Here is a 23,960-nt window from a genome sequence, read left to right on the forward strand (position 1 = left end):
GATGGCCGCGCTCCTGTCGACCGCGACCGAGCCGGTCTCGGTGGTCCACGCGATCCCGGGCAGGGTCCGCCTGCGGCTCCCGCGCCTCGGGAAGGACGCGGCCTTCGGCCCGCTGCTCGAGGCGGGGCTCACCGCCGTGCCAGGGGTCCTGTCCGTGCGCATCGCCGAGGGCGCGTCGAGCGCCGTCGTCGAGCACGACCCGCGGCACGCCGACCTCGAGGCCATCGTGGGCGCCGCCGCCTCGGCCTCCGCCGCGCCGGCCCCGCGGGGGGCGCTCCGCGCCGCGCGCGCCGCCCGGGAGGCGCGCCGCGCGGCCGCCCTCGCGAAGCGCCCGCTCTACCTGTCGAGCGTCGGCATGGTGCTCTCGCTCGGCAGCTTCGTCTCGCCGCTGCTCGCGTACCCGTTCATCGCCGCGACGTCCGCGCCCATCCTCAAGCGGGCGTGGGGCTCGGTGGTGCGGGACCGCAAGCTCAACGTCGACCTGCTCGACAGCCTGGCGATCGCGTCGGCCGTGGCGACCGGAAACGCCATCAACGCGGCCGGCATCATCTGGCTTGTCACGCTCGGCGACCACATCCGCGATCTCACCCAGGCGCGCGCCCGGCGCGCGATCAGCGGCCTGCTCGAGTACCAGCAGGATCTCGCGTGGGTGGTCCGCGGCGACGCGAAGGTGCAGATCCCGGTGGCCGAGCTCGCCGCCGGAGACGTCCTCGTCGTCTACACCGGCTCGGTCATCCCGGTCGACGGGACGGTCACGGACGGCGAGGGGCTCGTCGATCAGCAGACGCTGACCGGCGAGTCGATGCCCGTCCTCAAGGGCCCCGGCGACCGCTGCTTCGCGGCGACCGTCATCAAGGACGGCAAGCTGTACATCCGCGCCGAGCGGGTCGGCGGCGACACGACCGCCGCGAGCACGGCGCGGCTCATCGAGAGCGCGCCCGCGCTGGAGACGCGCGCGCAGAACTACGCCGAGCTCGTGGCGAACCGGCTCGTCCCGCCGGCCCTCGCCTGCTCGGCGGTCGTGCTCGCCGCGACGAGGGACCTCGGCCGCGTGTCGGCGATCCTGACGATCGACTTCGGCACCGGCCCGCGGGTCTCGGCCCCGACGACGGTGCTCGCGTCGATGAACGCCGCGGCGCGGCGTGGGATCCTCATCAAGGGCGGCGCCTACATCGAGAAGCTCGCGAAGGTGTCGACCGTGGTGTTCGACAAGACGGGCACGCTGACGTCCGGCATCCCCGAGGTGACGGACCTCGTCGTCCACGACGCCCTGTCCGAGCGCGAGGCGGCGACCCTCGCCGCCGCGGTGTCCGCGCGGCAGACCCACCCCGTATCGCAGGCCGTGCTCCGCCTCGCCGAGGCGTGGTGCCTGACGATCCCGGACAGGGAAGAGTCCCGCTACCTCGTCGGCCGGGGCGTGCAGGCCAGGGTGTTCGGCAAGGTCGTGCAGCTCGGCAGCCCCCGCTTCCTCGACGAGCTCGGCATCACCTGCCGCGCCGAGCCCGGCGCGAGGAAGGCGCTCGAGGCGGCGGCGAAATCGCTCCTCTTCCTCGCCGTCGACGGCCGGCACGTCGCCACGCTCGCCTGCCGCGACGCCATCCGGGCCGAGAGCCGCGCGACGATCCGCAGCCTGCGCGCGCGCGGGATCGAGGATATCGTCATGCTGACGGGCGACAGCCGCGAGGTGGCCAGGCAGGTCGCGCTCGAGCTCGGCATCACCCGGTACTTCGCGGAGATGCTGCCCGAGGACAAGGCGGAGATCACGCGCCGGCTGACGCAGGAGGGCCGCACGGTCGCGGTCGTCGGGGACGGCATCAACGACTCCCCGGCGCTGTCGTACGCCGACATCGGCATCAGCGTGTCCGCGGGCGCCGAGATCGCACGGGAGACGGCGGGCGTCGTCCTCGTGGAGGACGACCTGTCGAAGCTCATTGAGGCGATCGACATCTCGCGCGCCGCGATGCGCCTCATCCACCAGAACTTTTCGATGATCCTCGCCGTGAACGCGGTCGCGTACGCGCTGTCGATCCCCGGGCTCCTCAACCCGGTCGCGGCGACGCTCATGAACAACGGCTCCGCGGTCCTCGCCTGCGTGAACGGACTCCGTCCGCTCATGGCGGCGCCGCGCAGGAAGGCCCGCGCCGGCGGCCCCTAGCGCGCTCGTCAGCGCGCCGCCTCATGGTCCCGCAGCAGCCGAAGAGCAGGCCGCAGTCATCGGCTTGCGTCGGCTTGCGTCGGCTTGCGTCGGCTTGCGTCGGCTTGCGTCGGCTTGCGTCAGGCGTGCAGGCCGCCGAGCGTCGCCGACGCCGCGTGGCTCGCCGCCGGCCGCTCGCAGGGCAGCTCCACCGTGAACCGCGCCCCCTCGTCCGGCCGGCTGACGACGCGCACCGCGCCGCCGAGCGCCTCGACGATGCTCTTCACGACGTGGAGCCCGAGCCCGAGCCCGCCGAAATGGCGGCTCGACACCGCGCGCTCGAACCGGTCGAACACGTGCGGGAGCCGCCCCGCCGGGATCCCGATGCCCTGATCCTGCACCACGAGCTCTGCCGTGCCGTCCTTCCGTGCGACCGAGACCTCGATCGGCTTGCCCGCGCCGAACTTGAGGGCGTTGTCGAGCAGGTTCGAGACCACCTGCTCCAGCCTGCTCCTGTCCCACGATCCCACGACGGACGGCTCGGCGCGCACGCTCACGGACGAGCCGGAGTGCGCGATGCGCTCGGTGAGCCGTTCCAGGACGTCGTCCACGACCTCCGCGAGATCGACCGGCTCGACGTGCAGCTCCAGCCGGCCGGTGTGGAGCTGCGACACGTCCAGCACGTCGTCGATCAGCTGGACGAGCCGTTGCACCTGCCGATCCATCCTTTGCAGGGCGCGCGCGAGGCGCTCGTCGGACGCGTGGTCTCCCCGGCGGAGCAGCGCCTGGAGGCCGAGGCGCAGGGAGGTGACGGGCGTCCTGAGCTCGTGCGACGCGACGCTGAGGAACTCGTCGCGGACGCGCACCGCGTGCTGCGCCTCGCGGTAGAGGTGGGCGTTCTCGAGGGCGATCGCGATCTGGTCGGAGAGGAGCTCCAGCACGTGGACGCGAGCGCGCGTGAAGGCGTACGTGGTGAGGTTGTTCTCGAGGTAAACCACCCCGAGCCGCGCCTCGTTCCGCTGGATGGGCAGGACCAGGACCGACCGCGAGCCGCCCGCGGCGAAGTGAGGATCGCGGTCGCGCGCCGGCGCGCTGTCCGCGTCGTCGAGCACGAGGAGCTCGCGCGCCATGTGGGCGTGCTCGACGACCCGCCGGGGGATCTCGCGCGACCGGGAGAGCGGCGTGCGCTCGATGGAGACCGGGGTGGCGACGGACCCCTGGGCCCGCACGAAGAGCTCCCCCTCTTCCTCGAGCACGAGCGCGCCGCGCTGCGCGCCGGCGGCCTCCAGGCAGACGCCCAGGAGCTTCTCGAGCAGCCGATCGAGCACGATCTCGCTCGAGAGGGTCTCGGCGGCCTTGAGCAGGCTGAGCGCGTCGAGGGCGACCGCCGGGAGCCGCTCCGCGAGCTCGGGCTCGTCGCCGGGCCCGCCGAGCCTGAACTCCTCGGCGAGCGCGTGGGCCTTCTCCGAGGCTCCCCAGCGGGCGAACCCCTGGTGCGCGGCGCGCAGGTACATGGCCGCGATCCGCGCCCGTCCGAGCCCGTTGTAGAAGCGCCCAGCCAGCTCGTTGCCGAGCGCGGCGATGTGGAGGAACCCCCCGCGCGTCGCCGCCTCGACCGCCTCGTCGTACCGCGCGCCGGCGAGCTCGAACCTGCGCTCGACGCGGGCGATCTCCGCGTCGACGAGGAGGCGCCGCGGGCGGAAGTTCTCCGGGCAGCCCAGCTCCCACCTTCGCAGGGCGCGCTGCAGGTCGGCCACGCGCGCGAGCAGCGCCGCCCTCTCCTGCTCGTCGGCCTCATCACATCGCCACAGCAGCGTGAGCGCGGTGAACAGCGCGTACTGGCACTCGGGGATGTAGCCGCCGAGAAAATGAATGAACGGGGCCGCCGCGTCTGCGTGGGCGATGGCCGCGGCCAGGTCCCGGAGCAGGTACGAGACCTGAAGGCGCCCTATATGATACACGCACCTCGCCGGCGGCTCCCGCTGCGCCGCCTCGAGGAAGGCCCGCTCGTCGAACTCGGCGTCATCGGCCACGTTCCGGCCCCTCGTCAGCCCCTTGAGGCACCGGATCACCTGCCGGAAGGCGAGCTGGTAGAAGAGCGTCGACTTGTTGCCGGTCTGCCGGCTGAACGCGAACCCGTCGTTCAGATCGACCAGCACGCGATCGAGCTCCACCCCTGCGGCGAACGAGTGCGCCATGAGCCCCGTGCGCGCGTACGAGGAGAAGCGGAGCTCGCCGGACGACACGCCCAGCTCGATGATCTCTCGGAACGGCGCCCCGCTCGAGGCGAGCGGCGCGACCCACGGGTGGACGAACTCGTTGACCATGTACCGGGCGATCGTCTCCTGGGCGCGATCCTCGAACCGCCGCGCGAGCTCCGCGGCGAGCTGGCCGAAGCCCTGGGCGCTCGAGAGGTCGCCCTCGGCCGCCAGGAGCATCGCGTGCCCCGCGTAGGAGAGGATCGACTCGCTCGCGTTGCCGTGCTCCAGCGCGAAGCGGACGCCGAGGGAGGTGAGGAGCACCAGCTGCTTCCGGTCCGCGAACCAGGCGGGGGCCACCATCTCGGCGAGGAGCCTCATGCGGGCCCGCTCTTCCGGGCTGGTCACGCGGGGGAGATCGACGAGCGACTCGGGCGAGCGCCCCGCGAGCTGGCTGGTGATGGCTCGCCGCTGGGCCGCGATCTCCGCGTCGAGATCCGCCGCCGGCAGCTCGAGCCCGAAGTGCGCGCGCAGCGCGTCGCGCCCCCAGCCGAGCGCCAGATCGTGATCGCCGGTGATCGTCGCGCTCATGATCCGGAGCGCCTCCAGGTCGACCTTCTCCGGGATCGACGCCGCGTGGCGGAGCCCCTCCTCCACGAGCGCGCGGGCCGCCGCGTGCTGATCGGTCAGCGCGGCGCACTCCGCCGCGTCGCGGTGGAGGGAGAACCAGAGCTCGTAGCGCGAGCGGAACGCGCCGTCCGGCAGCAGCCGGAGGCCGCTGCGGAAGTACGCGAGCGCCGGGCCGAAGGCCGCGGCGCGGCGCGCCTTCACGCCGGCGCGGTGGTTGAGCTCGGCGAGGCGGTCCCGCTGCTCCGCGTCGAGCAGCGCGGCGCCGAGGTTCAGCTGGTCCGCGGCGTCGAACAGCGCGGCGTCCGTCCCGTTGGTGCAGGTGGCCTCGAGGAAGCGGCCGATCTGCAGGTGCAGCTGCATCCGCAGCTGCTCCGGCCCGAGCTCGTAGGCCGTCTGCTGCACCCGATCGTGGACGAACCGGATCGCGAGCCCCGCCTCGCGCTCGCACGTGCCGTCGGGCACGACGAGCCCCTCGCGGAGCGGCTGGACGAGCGACGCGGTCGTCTCGTCCACGGATCGGCCGAGCACCGCCGCGATGAGCCTGAGCTCCGCGCGCCTGCCGATGCACGCGGCGACCTGCAGGAGCTCCTGCGCCGCTTCGGGCAGCCTGCGGACGGACTCCGACATCAGCTGGACCACGTTGTCGGTGACGCCGACCCGCTCGATCCGGCCGAGATCCCACGTCCATGTCGAGCGGATCGCGTCGAAGAGGAGCAGGCCTTTCTCCTGGAGCGACCGGAGGAGCTGGCGGATGAAGAAGGGGTTGCCGGCCGTCTTGGCGAGGAAGAGCTCTGCGAGCGGGCGCGCCCGCTCCGGCTCGCAGCGGAGCGCCTCGGCGAGCAGCGCGACGACCGCCTCGACGCCGAGCGGGCCGAGCGAGAGGTGCGTCATCGGGGGCACCTGCGCGCCCCGGATCTCCTCGATGGTCTGGTGGAGCGGGTGCGCGGCGCCGACTTCCCTCGACCGGTACGCGCCGAGCAGGAGCACGTGCTTGCTGCCTGGATCCGCGGCGAGGGCGCGGAGGACGCGGAGCGACGCGGCGTCCGTCCACTGGAGGTCGTCGAGGAAGATCGCGAGCGGCGGCCGCTGGCTGGCCACCGCGCGCACGAAGTCCTGGATCGCGAGCAAGAAGCAGTTCTCCGCGCGCATCGGATCCGCGGCCGGCGGCGCGGGCGCGTCCCCGAGGAGCTCGGTGAGCTCCGGGCAGAGCTCGCCGAGGGCGCGGCTCCGCTCGCTGACGGCCTCCCTGAGCTGCGCGCGGCTCTCCTCCGGCTCGGCGCGGAGCGCGGCGGCGAGGGCGCGGAGCGCCTCTGCCAGGGACGCATAGGGGACGTTCGCCGCGCGCAGGTCGAACTTGCCCTTGATGAACCGCCCGCCCCGCTCGGCGACGGCGGCCTGCAGCGCCTCGACGAGGGCGGTCTTTCCGACGCCTGCCTCCCCGGTCACCAGCGCGAGCTCCGTCCCGTCGTTCGACACGCGGGCGAGCGCGCCGCGCAGCGCGGCGAGCTCGCGCTCGCGGTCGATCAGGCGCTCGGGCAGCGGGAGCCGCCGCGCGAGGTCCATGCGCCCGAGCTCGAACGGCGCGATGGTGCCTGCGGCGCGCCATCGCCTCCGCGCCTCGTGGAGGTCCTGGGCGAGGCACTCGGCGCTCTGGTACCGCAGGTCCGGCATCTTCGCGAGGAGCCGCTGCACGAGATCGGAGAGGACCGCCGGGACGCTGGGGCTCACGGCGTGCGCGGGCACGGGGCTCCTCGCCATGTGGGCGTGCACGAGCGCGAGCGGATCGGCGTCCTTGAAGGGCGGCGCGCCGGTGAGCATGGCGTAGAAGGTCGCTCCCAGCGCGTACAGATCCGAGCGCGCGTCGATGAACCAGCAGCTGCGCCCCAGCTGCTCGGGGGACAGGAAGGGGAGCGCGTCGAGCTTCTCGAGCTCCACGGCGCGGGGCATGCTCGTGAGCTCGGCCGCGTCCGAGAAATGGACGAGGGTGACCTGCCCGTCCTCGCCGAGGACCACGCGGCCCGGGGCGATCGCGCGGTGGACGACGCCGCTCCCGTGGACGCGCGCGCACGTCTCGGCGAGCGCGATGGCGATGTCGAAGAACGCGTCCAGCGCGAGCGGCCCTCGCGCGAGCCGCCGCTCGAGGTCCTCGGGGCCAGCGTCCTCGAGGAGCAGCGCCGGCATGCCCTCCGGGCCCTCCAGCGCGAGCGGCCGCACGACCCCCGGCACGTCGAGCCGGCGCAGGAAGGCGTGCTCGCGCAGCAGGAGCGCCGCCGCCCCCGGGGCTGGATGACGCCCCCGAACGGTTTTCTGCACGACCATCCTCCCGGCAAGCCTCTGTCTGCGGAGCAAAAATCGGCTGCAGCGGTGGACCTCAGTCGCTTCCGCCCGAGTCATACGCGTTCCCCCTCGCGCGTTGCCGCGAGAATATAAAGCAGGATGTGTGCTGGTGCGAGCCGGGAAGTCCCGGGTCTCGCGATATGGGAGAGACGTCGGGTTGTGCGCTTCGCGCCATCGCGCGGCGGCGCCACCGCGAGCTCCGGCGACGACCGGCGACCGCCAATCCGGCGAGCGAAGGTGCTAGGATGAATCAGCGCATGTACGGGGGGCGGGCGGCTGCCCACGCGCCGGTGCGCGCTGCGGGGAGCTTTGATGAACGCACCTGTCGTCGCAGGGGACGTGATCGCCGAGAAGTACCGGGTCGACAGGATCTCGGGCAGCGGCGAGCTGGGGACGGTGGCCTTCGCGAGCCACCTCGTGCTTCCGCAGCGGGTCGCGATCGAGCTCCTGCTCGCCGACGGCGGCCCGGAGCGCGTGGAGCGCTCGCTCCGGGAGGCGCGCGCGGCGGTGGCGCTCAAGGGGGAGCACGTCGCGCGGGTGCTCGACGTCGGCCAGCTCGCCTCGGGGGTCGCGTACATCGTCACGGAGCACCTCGACGGGCAGGACCTCTCCGAGCTGCTGCGCGGCCGCGGCCGGCTCGAGCTCTCGGAGGCCATCGATTGGGTGCTGCAGGCCTGCGTGGCGGTGGCCGAGGCGCACGCCGCGGGGATCGTGCACCGCGACCTCGAGCCGGCGCGCCTGTTCCTCGCGACGACCCCCGGCGGCGCGACGCTCCTCAAGGTGCTCGGCTTCGGCGCGTCCAGGGAGCTGCCCGGCCCGAGCGACGGCGGCGCGCCGGCGCAGACGCGGGAGGATCTCGGCGCGCCGCTCTACATGTCGCCGGAGCGGATGCGATCCTCGGTCGCCGTCGACGCCCGCGCCGATGTCTGGTCGCTCGGCGCGATCCTGTACCGGCTCCTGACCGGGCGGCCGCCGTTCGAGGCGAGCTCGCTCGCCGATCTCGCGCCGCGCATCGCGAGCGCGGCGCCGGCGCTCCCGAGCGCGCTGCGGTCCGACATCCCCCCGGCCATCGACCGCGTGCTCCTCTGCTGCCTCGAGAAGGACCCGGCGCGGCGGCCCACGAGCGTGGCCGAGCTGGCGATCGCGCTCGCCCCCCACGCTTCGGCGGAGGGCCAGGATCACGTGGAGCGGGCCGCGCGGCTCCTCGGCGCGACGCTCCCGACGCGCCCCCGCGCCTCGCTCCCGACGATCGGGCTCGGGCTCAGCGCGAGGCCCCGCCCGCCCGAGAGCGCCGGACCGAGCTCGGAGGCGGGCCCGGTGACCCAGCGGTATGGCGCGTACGGCGCGCAGGACACGGGGCGGAGCAGGGCGCGCATCGCGCTGATCGCCGCCGTCGCGTCGCTGCTCGCGATCCTCGGCGTGGCCGCGACGCAGCTCAGGTGAGCCGGCGCCGGCCGAGCCGCCGCGGGCAGAGGAGCGCCGCCTCCGGCCCTCGCCGCAGGGGCACCGTCGCCGCGAGCGCGGCGGGCGTGGAGAAGCCGGAGAGCCGTCCTGTCTCCCAACGGACGCGGTCGCAGATCCTCGCGGCTATGCCGAGAAAACGTGACATCCGCGTAGACCGGCTGTCGTAGTATCCGCCGCATGCCGCATTCTCTCCCGCATTCCGGGGGCGGTCTCGCTCCGCCCGCGCGCATCGGCAAGGTCGCATTCCTCGGGTATGGCCGCTTCGGTGCGGCGCTCGGGTCGTTGCTCCACGATGCGGGGATCTCGGTGCGCGCGTTCGACCCTTCCGCGGAGATCCGCGGCGCCGCGCGGGCCGCCTCGCTCCCGGAGCTCGTGGACGGCGCGGATCTCGTCATCGTCGCCGTCCCGGTGCCGGCGGTGCGCGAGGCCCTCCTGTCGCTGCGGCCGCACCTCACGCCGGGGCAGCTGGTGGCCGACGTGGGCAGCGTGAAGAGCGTGCCGGCGAGCGCCATGGCCGAGGTGCTCGGCGAAGGCCGGCCCTGGGTGGCGACGCACCCGCTGTTCGGTCCGGCGAGCCTCGCCCGCGGCGAGCGCCCGCTGCGCGTCGTCGTCTGCCCGAACCCCGCGCACCCGGGCGCGGTGCGCCGCGTCGTCGCGCTGTTCGAGCGGATCGGCTGTCAGGTGCTGGAGCAGGCGCCGGAGGAGCACGACCGCGTCATGGCCTTCACGCACGCGCTCGCGTTCTTCATCGCGAAGGGCATGATGGACGCGGGCGTGCCCGCTGGCGCGCCCTACGCGCCGCCCTCGTTCCAGGGCATCGCGCACACGATCGAGACGGTGCGCGTGGACGCGGGGCACCTGTTCGCCGCGCTGCACCGCGAGAACCCCTTCGCGGGCGAGGCGCGCCGCCGCCTCATCGACGCGCTCGTCGCCGTCGATCGGAGCCTCGACGTCCCGACCAAGGACGCCGCGCCCGAGGACCTCGCCGCGCTCGCGATCCCCGATCTCGGCGCGCTCTCTCCCGAGCTCCGCGAGGCGCGGGAGCTCATCGACGACCTGGATCTGGAGCTCGTCGGCCTGCTCGCGCGGAGGGCCGAGCTCGTCCAGCGCGCCGGGCGCGCCAAGGCCACGATCGGGGCGGCGGTCCGGGATCCGGTGCGCGAGGCGCGGCTGATGGAGTCGCGCCGCCGCTGCGCCGTCGAGCTCGGCCTCGACCCCGACGGCGTCGCCGAGGTCTTCGAGGTGATCCTCCGGCACTCGCGCTCGCTCCAGGAGCGGCGCTCCGCCGTCTAGCGCCCGGCGCAGGCGACGGGCTCCTCACCACCGAAACACGAGGCACACCGAGCGCGTCTTCCTCATTCCACCCCGGCGTGCTCCGGTGTAGGGTCTGCGTGCGGGGATCATGCAGCGGCGTCAGGCGCCCCCTTGTGGATACTGCAGGCGAGACCTGGGTCGCAGGTAAGACAGCGCCTCGACTACGATACGAGCTCGTCGGCGCAGCGCCGCGCACGGGAGGGGCTGGAATGGATCTGCGGAGCGGCCATGCCGGGCGGGCCGAGCGTTCCGGGGCTGAGCGTGGCCGGCCCGCGCTCCGCGCGCCCCCGGCGACCTGGTTCCCCGAGCCTCCTCGCACGGAGCGCTGGAGCGGGCTGGAGCGGACGCGGCAGACGCCGCCCGAAAGCGGTGGACACAGCCCCATTCCTGAGGATGCTGCGAGGCTGGCCGCGGCGCTGACAACGGAGCAAGGGGGGCAAGGAGACGCGGGATGAGGGCGGAAGTAGGCAGAGTCAACATCCTGATCGTTGACGACAGGCCTGAGCAGCTCCTCTCCCTGGAGGCAGTCCTCGCGCCGCTCGGCGAGAACATCGTCAAGGCGGCGTCCGGGAGGGAAGCGCTTCGCCATCTCCTTCAGGAGGAGTTCGCGGTCATCCTCCTCGACATCAAGATGCCTGAGATAGATGGGTTCGAGACGGCGACGCTCATCCGCAAGCGGCGGAGCACGCTGCACACGCCGATCATCTTCCTGACGGCGCACACCGAGCGCGTCTATGTCGAGCGCAGCTATTCGCTCGGGGCGGTCGATTACATCATGACCCCGTTCGCCCCCGAGGTCGTCCGCACCAAGGTGTCAGTCTTCGTCGACCTCTTCAAGAAGACGCAGAAGATCAAGCTCCAGGCGGAGTCGCTGCGCGCGCACGCGGAGCAGCTCCAGCGGCTCAACCGCGCCGCGCTCACGATCAACTCGGCCCTGTCGCTCGACGCCATGGTCGCGGCGATCACGGAGGCGGCCCGCGACGTCGGCGGCGCCCATCAGGCGATGACCCTCGTGAAGCTGGAGCGGCCCGGCGAGCGGGCGCGGACCGCGGTGTCGCTCTCGGAGCGGTACACGACGTTCCAGAAGGAGGCGCCTCCCCCCATCGCGGGCAAGCTGTGCGCGCTCGTCTGCGCCAGGAACAGGCCTCTCCGGCTGACGCAGCGAGAGCTCTCGCTGCACCCGGAGTGGCTGGACAACCTCGGGCAGAGGCCGCCGCCGCGGGGGTACCTCGCGGCGCCCCTCACCGCGGCCGACGGCCAGAACATCGGGACCATCCAGCTCTCGGATCGGAACGACGGCGAGTTCTCCGACGACGACGAGACCGTCCTCGTGCAGCTCGCGCAGCTCGCTTCCATCGCCATCCAGAACTGCGTGCACGCCGAGGAGCGCGAGGCGAACCGCCTGAAGGACGAGTTCCTCGCCACCCTCTCCCACGAGCTGCGCAGCCCGCTGAACGCGATCCTCGGCTGGACGCACCTCCTGCGGTCCGAGCCGTTCGATGAGCAGCGGGTGTCCCACGGGCTCGAGGTGATCGAGCGCAACGTGGCCGCGCAGACGAAGCTCATCGAGGATCTCCTCGACGTCTCGCGGGTCACGACGGGCAAGCTGAGCATCAGCGCCGCGCCGATGGCGCTCGCGCCCGTCGTGGAGACCGCCATCGACGCGATCCGCCCCGCCGCCGAGGCAAAGGGCCTCACGATCGACGTCTCGCTCGACCCCGACATCGAGGTGAACGGCGACGCGGATCGGCTGCAGCAGGTCGTCTCGAACCTCACGTCCAACGCGCTCAAGTTCACGCGTCCCGGGGACCATATCCTCGTCTCCCTCCGGCGGGCCGGCGCGACGGCGGAGCTCACGGTGCGCGACACGGGGGAGGGGATCGCGCCGGATTTCCTCCCGCTCGTCTTCGAGCGCTTTCGCCAGGCCGACAGCACGAGCCGCAGGACGCACGCGGGCCTCGGCATCGGGCTGTCCCTTGTGCGCCAGCTCGTCGAGATCCACGGCGGCTCGGTCGTGGCCGACAGCCCTGGGTTGCACAAGGGGTCCACGTTCGTGGTCCGGCTCCCGCTCCTCGGGGTCGAGCGCAGCTCGCTCCCGGCGCTCACGAGGGAGGGGCGGTCGCGCTCGCTCGCTTGCTCGGAGTCCGCGTCCAACCTCGGCGGGCTCCGCGTCCTGCTCGTCGAGGACGACGCGGACGCCAGGGAGCTCCTTCAGGAGGTGCTGTCGCAGCACCACGCCGAGGTGACGGCCGTGGCTTCGGCCCACGAGGCGCTCGCGGCGTTCTGCGCGGATCTCCCGCACGTGCTCGTGAGCGATATCGCCATGCCGGGCGAGGACGGCTATGAGCTCATCCGCGCCATCCGCCAGCGCCCGCCGCAGGCCGGCGGCGATTTGCCCGCGCTGGCCCTGACGGCCTATGCTCGCAAGGAGGACCAGAAGCGCGCGCTCGACGCCGGCTTCCACATGCACGCCACGAAGCCGATCGAGCCCGCCGCCCTCGTGGCCGCCGTGGCCAGCCTCGCGGCCCGGGCCCGCGCAGGCGACCTCCCCTGCGCCCGGGAGCGAGGGTCGAGCGAGAAGATCAACCCGTGAAGAGCGCGCGGAGACGAGGGGCCGCGGGCGCTCCATAGCGCCGCGCCTCCGCGTTCTCTGTCGCTCGCACATCCAACATGAGCTCGCCCGCTACCTTGCCCGACCCGCCAGCGATATCGGGTCTCTCCCTGGCGTGCCTGCGCTCATGAGCAGGGACGAGGATCATGGCCGATGGGCATCGGGCCTGGGACTTGCACTTCATGACGCGAACGTGTCCTCATGACCAGACAGGGAGCCGACCCATCGGGGGCCAGACGAGGCGCGTCCGCGCTGCAGTCGGGCGCTGTTCGCGTGTTGCGCGGCGCCGGCGCCGCTCCTCCAGGTCGCTCACGCGAGGAGACTTTGGCTCATGGGGCCCTCACCTCTGGAGGTCAATCCGTTATCGCGGATGAGCTGTCAGGCACAGTCGCTCTTCACGCGTCATGTTCGCCCGCGCCGATGTAGGCGAATGTGCTTGACTGGTGGGCGCTCACGGGGCGGCACCCACATGCAACGATGATGCAGTGAGACAAAAAGCTTGCGTAATCCAGTATGGTGGCCTATCGTCCACCATAACGGAATCACCACGGAGTGGACACCGGCCCATCGAACGCAGCGTGCTCATAGCGCCTTTTGAGGCGCACCTTTTGCGCGAATTTGCGTGGATTGAGTCGCTTGGCGGTGTGGAGCGGTGATCGGCGCGGGGTTCTGCCGAGTCATTCTTTGGGGGGGACAACCCAACGGAGAGAACGAACCATGAACGCTTCGAAGAGCATCTTTGCAAGCGCGCTGCTGCTAGGCGCGACCATGATGATGATCGGCGCCGGATGCGGCGATGACGGGGAGACCACCACCACCTCCACGACGACGACGAGCTCGGCGTCGGGCACGGGCGGCGAAGGCGGCGAAGGCGGCGCCGGCGGCGAGGGTGGCGCGGGTGAGGGCGGCGGCACCGGCGGCGAGGGTGGCGCGGGCGAGGGCGGCGGCACCGGCGGCGCAGGTGGCGAGGGTGGCGCGGGCGAGGGCGGCGGCACCGGTGGCGCGGGTGGCGCGGGTGGCGCCGGCGGCGAGGGTGGCGCGGGCGGCGCCTGAGACGAGCGTGTCGATAGCGGCCATCCCTCGCCGAGCCCGCGGTACGGCGGGCGGGGGATAGGCTGTTGGAGCGCCACTCATCACCTCCCGTCCCCATGCGTCTTCGCGGCTGCATGGCTCGGTCTGGCTTTGTTCGGCGCTCTATCGCGATGTGCAGGTTCGTGGGATGCTAGCTCGACCGCCAGGCCAGCGCGTTAGGCGTGCGAACGTGCGCTGAAGCGAGCCGAACGACGCGGATGAGCCCGTAGCGCACGAAGCTGCGCCGCGCTTTAGGCTCGGGCATCACGGGTGGGCTGGGAGACGGCAAGTGCTTTGTGTCTTCCCACCGTCCCGTGGTGTCCCGAGCATTTTGATTTCGGAGCATGCGCCTGTCAGCGCCGGCCTCGAGGGGCTGTGTGCAGGACGGTGTCTGCGCTGCTGCCGCGCTGCCACGTGTCTTTCGCGTTGCGGGCGTGCCTTGTTCGCACGATTGCGTTCCCCTTCGCGCTTGCACGCATCTCGGACGGAGCCAATGGCGCGCCGACGCGCCCACGCTATGCATGTTTTGCGGCCCCTCTGGTGCCGGCGTCATGGATTTTTAGAGGGGATGTCCCCTCCGCGATGTGTGTTTTGCCCACGGCGCCCCGCGCGCCTCGCTGAAGCTCTCCCCTTCTTGGCGGGGAATCCTGTCGGGCGGGACGGACGCGGACGCACCCCGCTGTAGCGGGGCTAGCGCGCCTCGTTGCAGCGCCGCAGCTCGCTCGTGGGGCTAGCGTCGCGGTTGCACGCGCGGAGCTCCTCGGTGAGGCGGGCGACCTCATCGACGAGGGCCTCGTTGCAGCGACGGAGCTCGCGCGAGGTGCTCTGCGCGTCGCGGTGGCGCAACGCGTTGTGCACGGCCACCGCCGCCTGCGATGCGAGGAGGCCGCAGAGCTCGACCTGGCCGGCGCGGAACGCGCCAGCGGTCGCGCCGTTCTCCGCGTAGAGCACGCCGGTGAGGCGGCCCTGATGCGTCATGGCGAGGCACAGGATCGATCGAAGGCCGCCCTCGAGCAGGTAAGGGTCGTCCGCGAACCGCTCGTCCATGGCCGCGCTGGTGAGGGCGATCGGCTGCTGTGTCTGGGCGACATGCTGGACGACGCTCGCGGCGAGATCGGCGGTGGACTCGAGCGGCGTCGCAGGTCCGAGGCGGACCCCTCCGCGGTCGCCGTCGAGCTCGGCCTCGATGGTCAGCGCGCCGTCGCGCGCGAGGAGCAGCACAGCGCGCTGCGCCCCCGCGCTCTCGCTCAGGGCCCGGAGGAGCCGCTCGAAGAGGCGCTCCAGGACGAGCTCCCCGCAGAGCGCGCGCGAGACGCGGAGGAGGGCGAACGCGTCGAGCGACGTGGGGCGCTCCGTGCTCGCCGGGAGCGCGGACTCCGGCGGACGGCTCTGCTGCCCGACGAGCGCGGCGCGCGCCACGAGGTGCGGGTACTTTCGCGACAGCTGTCGCGCTTTGGCCTGCGCGCCCCACCGCAGATAGCCCTCGTGGGCGTCGGCCATGTAGACGTGGGCGATCCTCTCCCTGCCGCTCGCCAGGTGGAACTTCGCGCAGAGCTCGCTGGCGAGCGCCTCGTCCCGGACGAAACCGTTCACCTTCGCCGACTCGATCGCCTGATCGTAGAGCTTCATCGCCGCGAGCTCCTCGCCCGCGGCGCGCGCGGACTCCGCGCGGAGGAGGAGGTGCTTGTGACGGTAGTTGTCCGGGCACCGCTCGGCCCACTCCGAGAACCGATCCCGGTAGCTCGCCACCGAGACGGTGGTCAGCTGCCGGCCGCGCGCCAGCGCGGGCGAGAGCAGCGTCAGGCAGGTGTAGAAGAACACCTCGGTCGCGAGGTGATCGTCGACGCCGCCCTGCATCCTCGCCTCGGCGAGCGAGCCCATCCGCAGCGCCCCTTCATAGTCCTCGTTGAGGAAGCAGATCTGCTGCCGCAGCGCGTAGTGGATGCGCGCGGCGGCGCCGTGCGCCGGCGCCGAGAGCTTCGCTTCATCCCCTGCGTCGTCGAGAGCGCCGTGGCTGGGCGGGCGTGACGCGCCGGCGCGCGTCGCGTCCATCAGGTCGTCGAGCGCGCGGCGCACCCCGGTCAGCGCGAGGGCGGCGAGCTCCTCCCGCGCGCGCCGCACCAGCGAGAGGAACCCATCGACCTCGGCCCGCACCGCCTCGCACTCGTCGCCGAGCCCGAATCGAACGAGCGCGGTGTGGACGCACGCCTGGGAGAGGTAGGTGAGATCGCCCGTCCTGTGCCCCGCCTCGAGCGCGGCCTGGAAGAGATCGAGGCTGGAAAGGAGGTGATCGGTGAAGACGCTGACGTGGGCCCCGAGCACGACGCGCAGCCGGCAGGAGAGCTCTGGCTGTCCGGACCGCTCGTTCATCTCGAGCGCGAGCTGGCCGAGCTCGTAGGCCTCGTCGTAGCGGCGGAGCACCCGCGCGGCGACCCAGGCGTAGGCCATGAAGCCGTACGGGGAAGCTCCGCCGTGGCCGCGCTCCAGCGACAGGTTGACCTGCCTGGCCGCGATGAACGTGCAGAGCGGCGGGTTCACCGTTGCGGCGGGGAGCATGAGGGCCATGAGGAGCCGGAGCGCCGCGCGGGTCCGGGCGTCCGACGCCTCGGGCTCGTCGAGCAGATCCTTGAGCCGGCGCGTGCCGAGCGCGGCGCGCGCGGCCGCGAGCTCGGCGTCCGCCGCCGCCTTCCGCCCCGGCCCGTCCTCGGGGAGGGGGACGCCGAGCATCGCGAGGGCCGTCTTTCCGAGCGCCACCGCCTCGTCGAGCCGGCCCTGGGTCGTGTACACGGCGATGCGCAGCTCGTGCGCCCTGGCCCGCTCGAGATCCGAGCGCGCCTCCGCCGCGAGCACGTCGAGCAGCGCCTCGGCGCGATCGAGCCGGCCGCCGAGGTGCGCGCACTCGGCCGCCTCCGCGTGCAGCGAGAAGGCGATCTCGTGGTCTCGCTTGAAGCTCCCGTCTGGCAGCGCCGCGATCCCGGCCTCGAAGAGATCGGCGGCCGCCGGGGTCGCGCCCCGCTCCCTCGCCTTGCGGCCCGCGGCGAGGTTCATCGCGGCGAGCGCCGCCCGCTCGCGCGGCTCGACGATCAAGGGCGCGCCGAGGTTCAGGTGGTGCGCGGCCTCGAAGAGCGCCTCGTCCGAGCGCTCGCGCTGCGATCGCGCCTCGGCCATGCGCCCGAGGCGCAGGTGGACCGCGCGCCGCTCCGCGTCAGGGAGGGCGGCGTAGGCGTCGATGTCGACCTTCAGCACCTGCGCACGCGCGGTGCGCTCGTCAGCGGGCTTGCAGAGCAACTTCATCGCCATCTCCGAGGCGATCGCGGGGGGCGCCGGCGGCGAAGGCGGGGCTTTCGCGGGGGGGCCGCGCAGTCGCGCCTTCGCTCGCAGGGAGCTCCGTCGTGATCGTAGATGGATAGGGGGTCATGGAGCGGCCGGCGCCCGCGGTCGCGGGCTCCTCCAGCGGGAATACGTCCGCCGGAGTCGGGTGGCAGCATCCTACCTTAAGTGGGCGTGGGTGCGCTACGGTGGTAGACGCCCGTCTTTCCGGTCTGCGCGCGCCGCCGGCCACCCGGGGAGCCGGGGGAGGGCGGCCTCGGGGTCCGCGCGAGCGCCCCGCCCGCGGCTCGCGGCGCCGCCCGGCGTCAGGGCCGCCCCGGCGTCAGGGCCTTGCGCGCGAGCGACCCGCCCCATCGCCTGCGCCTTTGCCGGGCCGGGCGGCGTTCAAGATGCCAGTCGCCCGCGCCTCGACGGCAGCGGCGAGCGACTCGGCCAGATCTCGACCATCGGTGATCTGGATCCGGAACAGGCCGTGTCCAGGGCGAGAGATGCTTTATCCATCTCTGTCGGCGCGCGCCTGCCAGTGCGTGAGTCCATCGACCGCGCGACCGGGGTCGAAGGGCCGGTTCGCCCGGGAATGACGGTGTGAAGGCGGTGTGAAGACGGTGTGAAGAGGACATGAAGCGGCGCTGGACGAACGCGTCCTCCCGCCCCGGATGAGCCCGCATCCATCGAGAAAAGTTTGGAGTTTTCAACTTCGCGAGAAGCTTGAAAGGCGCGGGCCATGGTCCGCATCCTGCAGTGTTTCCAGTGTGCCCGCGTCGAGGCGGGAGAGGAGATGCAGTATGTGGTCTGTCTTGAGAGCACGGAGCGCCCTCTGCGGCGTCATCTGCTGTGGCGCCGGGTGTATGTCCTCGGAGGCTGCGGACGTCGTGGCGGAGGGCGAACCGGGAGGCGACAGCGGCGGTGCGGCGCGGGCGAACGCGGAGCACGGCTCGCCTCCCGGGATGTGCGAGATGGGGGCAGTCGGTCCCGGGGGCGTGTGCCTGGGTGCCGCGGTCGCACCCGGCGGGCGGTCGGCCGGCGCGGCCGGGCTCGGCGACGGCGAGCGGGCCGAGCGGGCGTGTCGGCAGAGAGCGTTCAGCCGGCAGTATCCTGGCAAGGGCGCGACCCTGCGCGGCTTCACGATCGACGGCGCCGGCCGCGCGCTGCTCGCCGGCTCCTTCGATGGGGAGCTGACGTTCGGCGGCACCCGGCTGCGGAGCGCGGGCGCGACGGACGCCTTCGTGGCCGAGCTCGACGCGTGCGGCGCTCCGCTCTGGAGCAAGCAGTTCGGCGACGGCACGGCGCAGAGCGCCATCGACGTGGCCGCGAGCGGCGGGGGGCAGTCGCTCGTGCTCGGCGATTTCTCCGGCACGGTCCGCTTCGGCGCGCACCGGCTCACGGCGGCGTCGCCCTCGGGCGCGGACCTGTTCCTCGCGAAGCTCGGCCCGCGCGGCGCGGCAAGCTGGGCGGCGCAGATCTCCGCGGAGGAGGACGCGATCCTGATCGGCACGGCGCTCGCCGCCGATGGTCGCGGCGGCGCGCTCGTGCTCGGCAGGCTGGAGGGGGCCGCGAAGGTCGCCGGCGCGCGGATCGAGCGGCGGGCCATCGGCTCCTTCGTCGTCCGGCTCGACGCCTCGGGTCGCTTCGCGTGGGTCAGCCTGCCGCCGAGCGGCTCCGACAGCGAGGAGATCGGCATCGAGGTCGACCGCGACGGGAACGCGCTCCTCGCGAGCCAGGACGGGCGGGGCACGGCGACGTTCGTGACCAAGCTGGACCGGAACGGAGAGCTCGTGTGGCACAAGCGGTTCCGTGGCTCGCCGGATCAGCTCGAGGAGGCGTACGACCTCGCCGTGGATCCAGAAGGCGCCGCGCTGCTCTCCGGCAGCGGCGTCTTCGGCGAGCCCGATCTGCCGGGCGGCCCGCGGCCGTTCGTCGCCAAGATCGGCCCGGATGGCCGTGTGATCTGGGTGAAGCGCTTCGACGCGCGGAGCCCCCGCCGCGTCACGGCGAGCGGCGAGCGCGTGGTGCTGGCCGGCGATGCGCTGTGCGGGTCGGCGGATGAGCCGGCGTCGTGCAGCGCGTGGGCCGCCGGGCTCAGCTCCAGCGGAGAGGAGCAGTGGACCCGGCGCATCGGCGCGGACGTCCACGTCTCCGGGCTGGAGATGGACCCGTGGGAGAGCCCGATGCTGGCCGGGTCCTTCCAGGGCACGATGGCGCTCGGGGGCGAACGCCTCTCCAGCGACCAGGGCGCGCTCTTCCTGACCCGCTTGCCGGACCCGGGCTGACCGCGCGCGGGCGCTCGGGTTTCTCCCGGAGAGAGCGCCTGGAAAGCGCCCGGCGTCGGCAGGCGGCGCGGCGCGGGCCCGGCTCACACGCCGAGCGCGCGGCGGACGGCGGCGACGATCTCCTCGGGGTTGCCGCCGACGTCGACGCGGATCGCGTCCTCGGGCGGCTCCAGCGCGGCGAGCTGCGTCGAGAGGAGGCCGGGGGGCATGAAGTGATCCTTGCGCGCCGAGAGGCGCGCGGCGATCAGCGCTGGATCGCCGATCAGGTGCACGAGGCGCATCCGCGCGGGGTCGACGAGCAGCTGCGCGCGGTGCGCCGCCTTGAGCGCCGAGCAGGCGATCACGGCGCCGCGCCCCTCGTCGAGGAGCTCTCGGATGCGCGCGGTGAGCGCCGCGATCCACGGCGCGCGATCCCGATCGTCGAGCGGCTTGCCGGCGCGCATCTTCTCGATGTTGGCGGCGGGGTGGAAGTCGTCGGCGTCGACGAGCTCCCATCCGAGCTCGCGCGCAAGGCGCGCCCCGACCGTCGTCTTCCCGGCGCCGCTCACGCCCATCACGAGCACGATCACGGGCGCCGCGCCTCTCCGATGGCTGTCTCTCGAGCTCTCCGCATGGTGGGAGCCATCCTATCATGGGCGGTTCGGCACGCCCCCTGCTGCGCCGGGCGCATGCGTAGGCCTCCGATCCCCGTGGTCCTGTTGCCATTTTCCCTGCTCTGCGCCGGTTGCTCCTCTGGCGGCGCCGAGCCGGAGCCGCGGCCCGGGTGCGCCGATCCGGGCACCGCGGGCTGCGTCGTCGCCTCGGACAGGCAGCGGGCCCGCGCCCCTCGGGTGCCAGAGGCCGACGCCAGGGAGCTCGCCCTCGGCAACACGGCGTTCGCGCTCGATCTCTACCGCCGGATCGGCGCCGCGCCGGGCAACCTCTTCTGTTCGCCGCACAGCGTGTCGAGCGCGCTGGCGATGACGACCGCCGGCGCGCGCGGGGAGACGGCGGAGCAGATGGCGCGCGCGCTGCGCTTCACGCTGCCGCAAGCGCGGCTCCACCCGGCGTTCAACGCGCTCGATCTCGCGCTCGCGCGCCGCGGCGAGGGCGCCGAGGGGCAGGACGGCAAGGGGTTCCGGCTCCACGTGGCCAACGCGATCTGGGGGCAGGTCGGCTCCGCGTTCGTGCCGTCGTTCCTCGACGTGCTGGCGGAGAGCTACGGGGCCGGGCTGCACGTCGTCGACTTCGTCCAGGCGCCCGATGAGGCGCGGGAGATCATCAATGGCTGGGTGGCCGAGCGCACCGCGGGCCGCATCGAGGACATCCTGCCTGAAGGCGCCCTCGGGCCCTCGACCCGGCTCGTGCTGACGAACGCCATCTACTTCAACGCTGCCTGGCAGCTTCCGTTCAAGGAGGAGGAGACGACTCCGGGGAGCTTCACCCTGGCGGACGGCTCCACGGTGTCCGTTCCGATGATGACCAACCACGCGCAGGTCCGTTATGGCGAGGGCGACGGCTACGAGGCGCTGGAGCTGCCCTACGACGGCGGCGAGCTGTCGATGGTGCTCGTGCTGCCGTCGGAGCTCGGGGGCTTCGAGGCGGGGCTCGATCGGGAGCGGCTGGAGGGCGTCCTCGCCTCCCTCGGGTCGCGGAGCGTCACGATGGCGCTGCCGCGGTTCAAGATCGCCTCGACCCTGGATCTCGCCCGGCCGCTCGAGGATCTGGGGATGCCCGCCGCCTTCTCCGATCGCGCGGATTTCTCGGGGATCGACGGCCAGGGCGGCCTGTTCATCACCGATGTGCTCCACGAAGCGTTCGTCTCCGTGAACGAGGCGGGCACCGAGGCGGCGGCGGCGACCGCGATGGTGATCGGCGAGACGTCGGCGCCCGAGCCCGCCACCATCCGCTTCGACCGCCCGTTCCTCTTCGTCATCCGGGATCGCGCGACGAGCGCGATCCTGTTCGTCGGCCGCGTGGCCGACCCGTCCAGGTAAGAGCGCCGGGTCCGGGCGAGCGAGGCATCCCGCGACAGGCGTTGCACCCTGTCCCGTGGCGCCGCATGCCTGCCGCGCGAGCCCTGCTCAGTAGAGGCGGGGGACGAGCCGCGCGGACGTCCGGCGCGCGTAGTCGTCGTATTCCGGAAAGGTGTCGCGCAGCACGCGCTCCTCGTAGCCCATGCGGATGACCTGCAGGATCATCTCGACCGTGTAGATCAGGACCGCGGCGATGGACGGATAGATCAAGATGATCCCCGTCCCCTGGATCAGGGTGGCGAGATAGACCGGGTGGCGCACGAGCCGGTAGGGGCCATTGGTGATGAGCCGTCGCGCCTCCGGCATGACGCTGAACGACTTGCCCAGCCACCCGATGCTGACCACGGCGAGCCCCATTCCAGCGATGATGAACAGCGTGCCAACCACCTGACGGCCGGGCATCGGCGGGGCCTTGGGCAGCCATGCGATGCTCGCCGGCAGCAGGCCGGCGGCGAGCGCGGTGATGCGAGGTACGATGCCGCTCAGCTTGCGTACAGGGCGGAGGCGAACGAGCGTCAACGTCGCGACGAGCAGCAGGTAGGCCTCGGTGGCCACGAGCGAGGCCACCGTCGTCCCGTACGTGAGCCCCCTGGGCCCGCTCCAGAGAAACAGGTGAGCATAGAGTTCGCGCCCGACGAACAGGGCGTTATGGAGCATGAGGACGGCGAGCGGCAGCCGCATCGCGAGGTCGTAGAGCACCGCGCCATTCATTGTATTCCCCCTTACCTCGCATCGTGAGAGGGGGCGCGAGCGAGGTCAAGCCAGCGGGGCTTTCGCCGCGTCGGATCCATCATCCATCCACCGCGGGCGCAGCGCGCTTCGACGACGGCGGGGCCGCGGGACGATCGAGGTCTGTCGGAGACAGCGCCTGCGGGGGAGAAGGAGAGTTCAGCCGTATCGGGGCTTGCGGAGGAACACGGTGGTGCACGGGGAAGGCGTATCCGGAGAGACGGGGAGATAGGGATGTCTCGTCGACGATTCCACGCTTCCACGTGCGCCATCGACCCTCGGAGGGCCGCGGTGTTCAGCTGGCCCGCCCGCCTGGGCGTTCACACCGCCTCGACCATCCTCTCCACCGCATCGCTGATCTCCCGCTCGTCCAGCGCCGCGAACCCGAGCCGCAGGAAGGGGCGCTTCTTGCCGTCGAACGCGAACCGCCGCCCCGCGGAGAACGCCACCTTCCGCGCGAGCGCGCGCTCGGCCCAGGCGTCCGCGTCGATCGCGGCGTCCACCTTGGCCCACAGGGCCATCCCGCCGGCTGGCACGGCGAAGTCGAGCGCGCCGGGGAGCCGCGCGCGCAGGGACGCGACGAGCCGATCGCGCCGCGCCCGGTAGGCGCGGCGCGCGCGCTGCGCGTGGCGCTGCACCTCGCCGTCCTCGAGGAGCTCGGCGACGGCGCGCTCCACGGCGTGGTCGCCCTGCCGGTCGACGAAGGTGCGGTGGAGGGAGAGGCGCTCGATCAGCGGCTCGGGGGCGACCACGAAGCCGATCCGGAGCCCGGGGGCGAGGATCTTGGACAGGGTGCCGATGTAGACGACGACGCCGGCCGTGTCCGCGCTGGCGAGCGGCAGCACCGGGCGGCCGTCGTAGTGGAACTCGTGATCGTAGTCGTCCTCGAGGATCGCGATCCGGCGGGCCCGGCAGAGCTCGAGGAGCGCGATGCGCCTGCCGGGCGCGAGCACCGCGGTCGTGGGGTACTGGTGGTGCGGGGTGACGTAGACGGCGCGCAGGCGCTCCCGCTCGGCGAGCTCGGAGAGCGCGTCGACGGAGAGGCCCGCGGCGTCGACCGGCAGCGGGAGGAGCCGCGCGCCGGCGAGGCGGAGCGCCTCCCACGCGGGGCGGTAACCGTAGGACTCGACGGCGACCGCGTCGCCCGGCGCGATCAGGGCGCGCGAGACGAGGTCGAGCGCCATCTGGCTGCCGCGCGTGACGAGGACCGACTCCGGCCCTGCGGCGAGGCCGCGCACCGCCGAGAGCATCGCGGCGAGGGCGGCGCGGAGGCGCTCGTCGCCGCGCGGATCGGCGTAGTCGAGCAGCCGCGTCGACCCGGCGCGCAGCGCGCGGCGGTAGGCGCGCGCGAGCGCCGCGGTCGGGACGAGGCGCATGTCGGGGAGGCCGCCGCTCATGCGGAGCGTGCCGGGCGGGATGATGGGCACGTGCCGGAGCGAGGTCGCGCCGAGATCGAAGCCGAGCCGCGCCGGCACCTCCGCCCGCGCGGCCGCGCGCCGGGCGAAGCCGCGGGGCGCCGGCGCCGGCAGCTCCGCCGAGACGAAGGTGCCGCGCGCGGCGCTGGCCTCGATCCAGCCCTCGGCGGCGAGCTCGCGGTACGCGGCGAGCACGGTGTTGCGATGGACCGACAGGGACCGCGCGAGCGCGCGGCTGCCCGGCAGCTCGGCGCCGGCGCGGAGCCGGCCGCGGCGGATGTCGTCGGCGAGGGCGCGCGCGATCTGGAGGAAGATCGGCTGCGGCGCGGCGGGATCGACCGCGAGGGCGAGCTCCCAGGGCATGCCAGCTGGTCTAGCAGAAATCGGCGAACCGGATCTTTCGAGAGTACCAGGTGCGCGCCAACCTCGGTCCATGCGCAGG

12 protein-coding genes are annotated in these 23,960 nt (G+C 72.9%); 7 read left to right on the top strand and 5 right to left on the bottom strand.

Going from position 1 to position 23,960, the window contains the following annotated elements; genetic code table 11:
• Nucleotide 1: 1 nt before the first annotated feature.
• Nucleotides 2-2,155 (top strand): heavy metal translocating P-type ATPase, encoded by a 2,154-nt coding sequence (locus WMF44_RS06880; protein ID WP_437298322.1) that lies wholly within the window; start codon nt 2-4, stop codon nt 2,153-2,155.
• Nucleotides 2,156-2,274: 119 nt separating this feature from the next.
• Here the strand turns inward: WMF44_RS06880 and WMF44_RS06885 are convergent, their stop codons facing one another.
• The gene (locus WMF44_RS06885; RefSeq protein ID WP_437298323.1) at nt 2,275-7,356 is read right to left on the bottom strand and encodes a sensor histidine kinase; all 5,082 of its coding nucleotides are present in this window, start codon (nt 7,354-7,356) and stop codon (nt 2,275-2,277) included.
• A 255-nt stretch (nt 7,357-7,611) separates the two neighbouring features.
• Here WMF44_RS06885 and WMF44_RS06890 point away from each other — a divergent pair, with 255 nt between their 5' ends.
• The 4 genes from WMF44_RS06890 to WMF44_RS06905 all read left to right on the top strand — a co-directional run bounded on the left by WMF44_RS06890 (nt 7,612) and on the right by WMF44_RS06905 (nt 13,741).
• Nucleotides 7,612-8,742, top strand: coding sequence for a serine/threonine-protein kinase (locus WMF44_RS06890; protein ID WP_437298324.1), 1,131 nt, complete (start codon nt 7,612-7,614; stop codon nt 8,740-8,742).
• Between the two features lie 198 nt (nt 8,743-8,940).
• A complete protein-coding gene (locus WMF44_RS06895) occupies nt 8,941-10,056 on the top strand; it encodes a prephenate dehydrogenase/arogenate dehydrogenase family protein (RefSeq protein ID WP_437298325.1) in 1,116 nt (371 codons plus the stop codon).
• A 472-nt stretch (nt 10,057-10,528) separates the two neighbouring features.
• On the top strand, nt 10,529-12,670 hold the full coding sequence (locus WMF44_RS06900) for a response regulator (RefSeq protein WP_437298326.1): 2,142 nt from the start codon (nt 10,529-10,531) through the stop codon (nt 12,668-12,670).
• 735 nt (nt 12,671-13,405) lie between these two features.
• Complete coding sequence (locus WMF44_RS06905) at nt 13,406-13,741, top strand: hypothetical protein (protein ID WP_437298327.1); 336 nt, start codon at nt 13,406-13,408, stop codon at nt 13,739-13,741.
• A gap of 708 nt (nt 13,742-14,449) precedes the next feature.
• Here WMF44_RS06905 and WMF44_RS06910 read toward each other — a convergent pair.
• Complete coding sequence (locus WMF44_RS06910; RefSeq protein ID WP_437298328.1) at nt 14,450-17,053, bottom strand: GAF domain-containing protein; 2,604 nt, start codon at nt 17,051-17,053, stop codon at nt 14,450-14,452.
• A gap of 884 nt (nt 17,054-17,937) precedes the next feature.
• Here WMF44_RS06910 and WMF44_RS06915 point away from each other — a divergent pair.
• Entirely contained in the window at nt 17,938-19,359 is a 1,422-nt protein-coding gene (locus tag WMF44_RS06915; RefSeq protein WP_437298329.1) for a hypothetical protein, read from the top strand.
• Between the two features lie 83 nt (nt 19,360-19,442).
• Here the strand turns inward: WMF44_RS06915 and WMF44_RS06920 are convergent, their stop codons facing one another.
• The gene (locus WMF44_RS06920; protein WP_437298330.1) at nt 19,443-19,928 is read right to left on the bottom strand and encodes a gluconokinase; all 486 of its coding nucleotides are present in this window, start codon (nt 19,926-19,928) and stop codon (nt 19,443-19,445) included.
• Between the two features lie 120 nt (nt 19,929-20,048).
• Here WMF44_RS06920 and WMF44_RS06925 point away from each other — a divergent pair, with 120 nt between their 5' ends.
• Nucleotides 20,049-21,335 (top strand): serpin family protein, encoded by a 1,287-nt coding sequence (locus WMF44_RS06925; RefSeq protein ID WP_437298331.1) that lies wholly within the window; start codon nt 20,049-20,051, stop codon nt 21,333-21,335.
• Between the two features lie 87 nt (nt 21,336-21,422).
• Here WMF44_RS06925 and WMF44_RS06930 read toward each other — a convergent pair whose 3' ends face one another.
• Together WMF44_RS06930 and WMF44_RS06935 are read right to left on the bottom strand one after the other, a co-directional pair.
• On the bottom strand, nt 21,423-22,085 hold the full coding sequence (locus WMF44_RS06930) for a methyltransferase family protein (protein ID WP_437298332.1): 663 nt from the start codon (nt 22,083-22,085) through the stop codon (nt 21,423-21,425).
• A gap of 338 nt (nt 22,086-22,423) precedes the next feature.
• Entirely contained in the window at nt 22,424-23,881 is a 1,458-nt protein-coding gene (locus WMF44_RS06935; RefSeq protein ID WP_437298333.1) for a PLP-dependent aminotransferase family protein, read from the bottom strand.
• Nucleotides 23,882-23,960 lie beyond the last annotated feature (79 nt).

It is taken from the genome of Sorangium sp. So ce426, from assembly GCF_051475585.1.
In the GTDB taxonomy this organism is placed as follows: domain Bacteria; phylum Myxococcota_A; class Polyangia; order Polyangiales; family Polyangiaceae; genus Sorangium; species Sorangium cellulosum_B.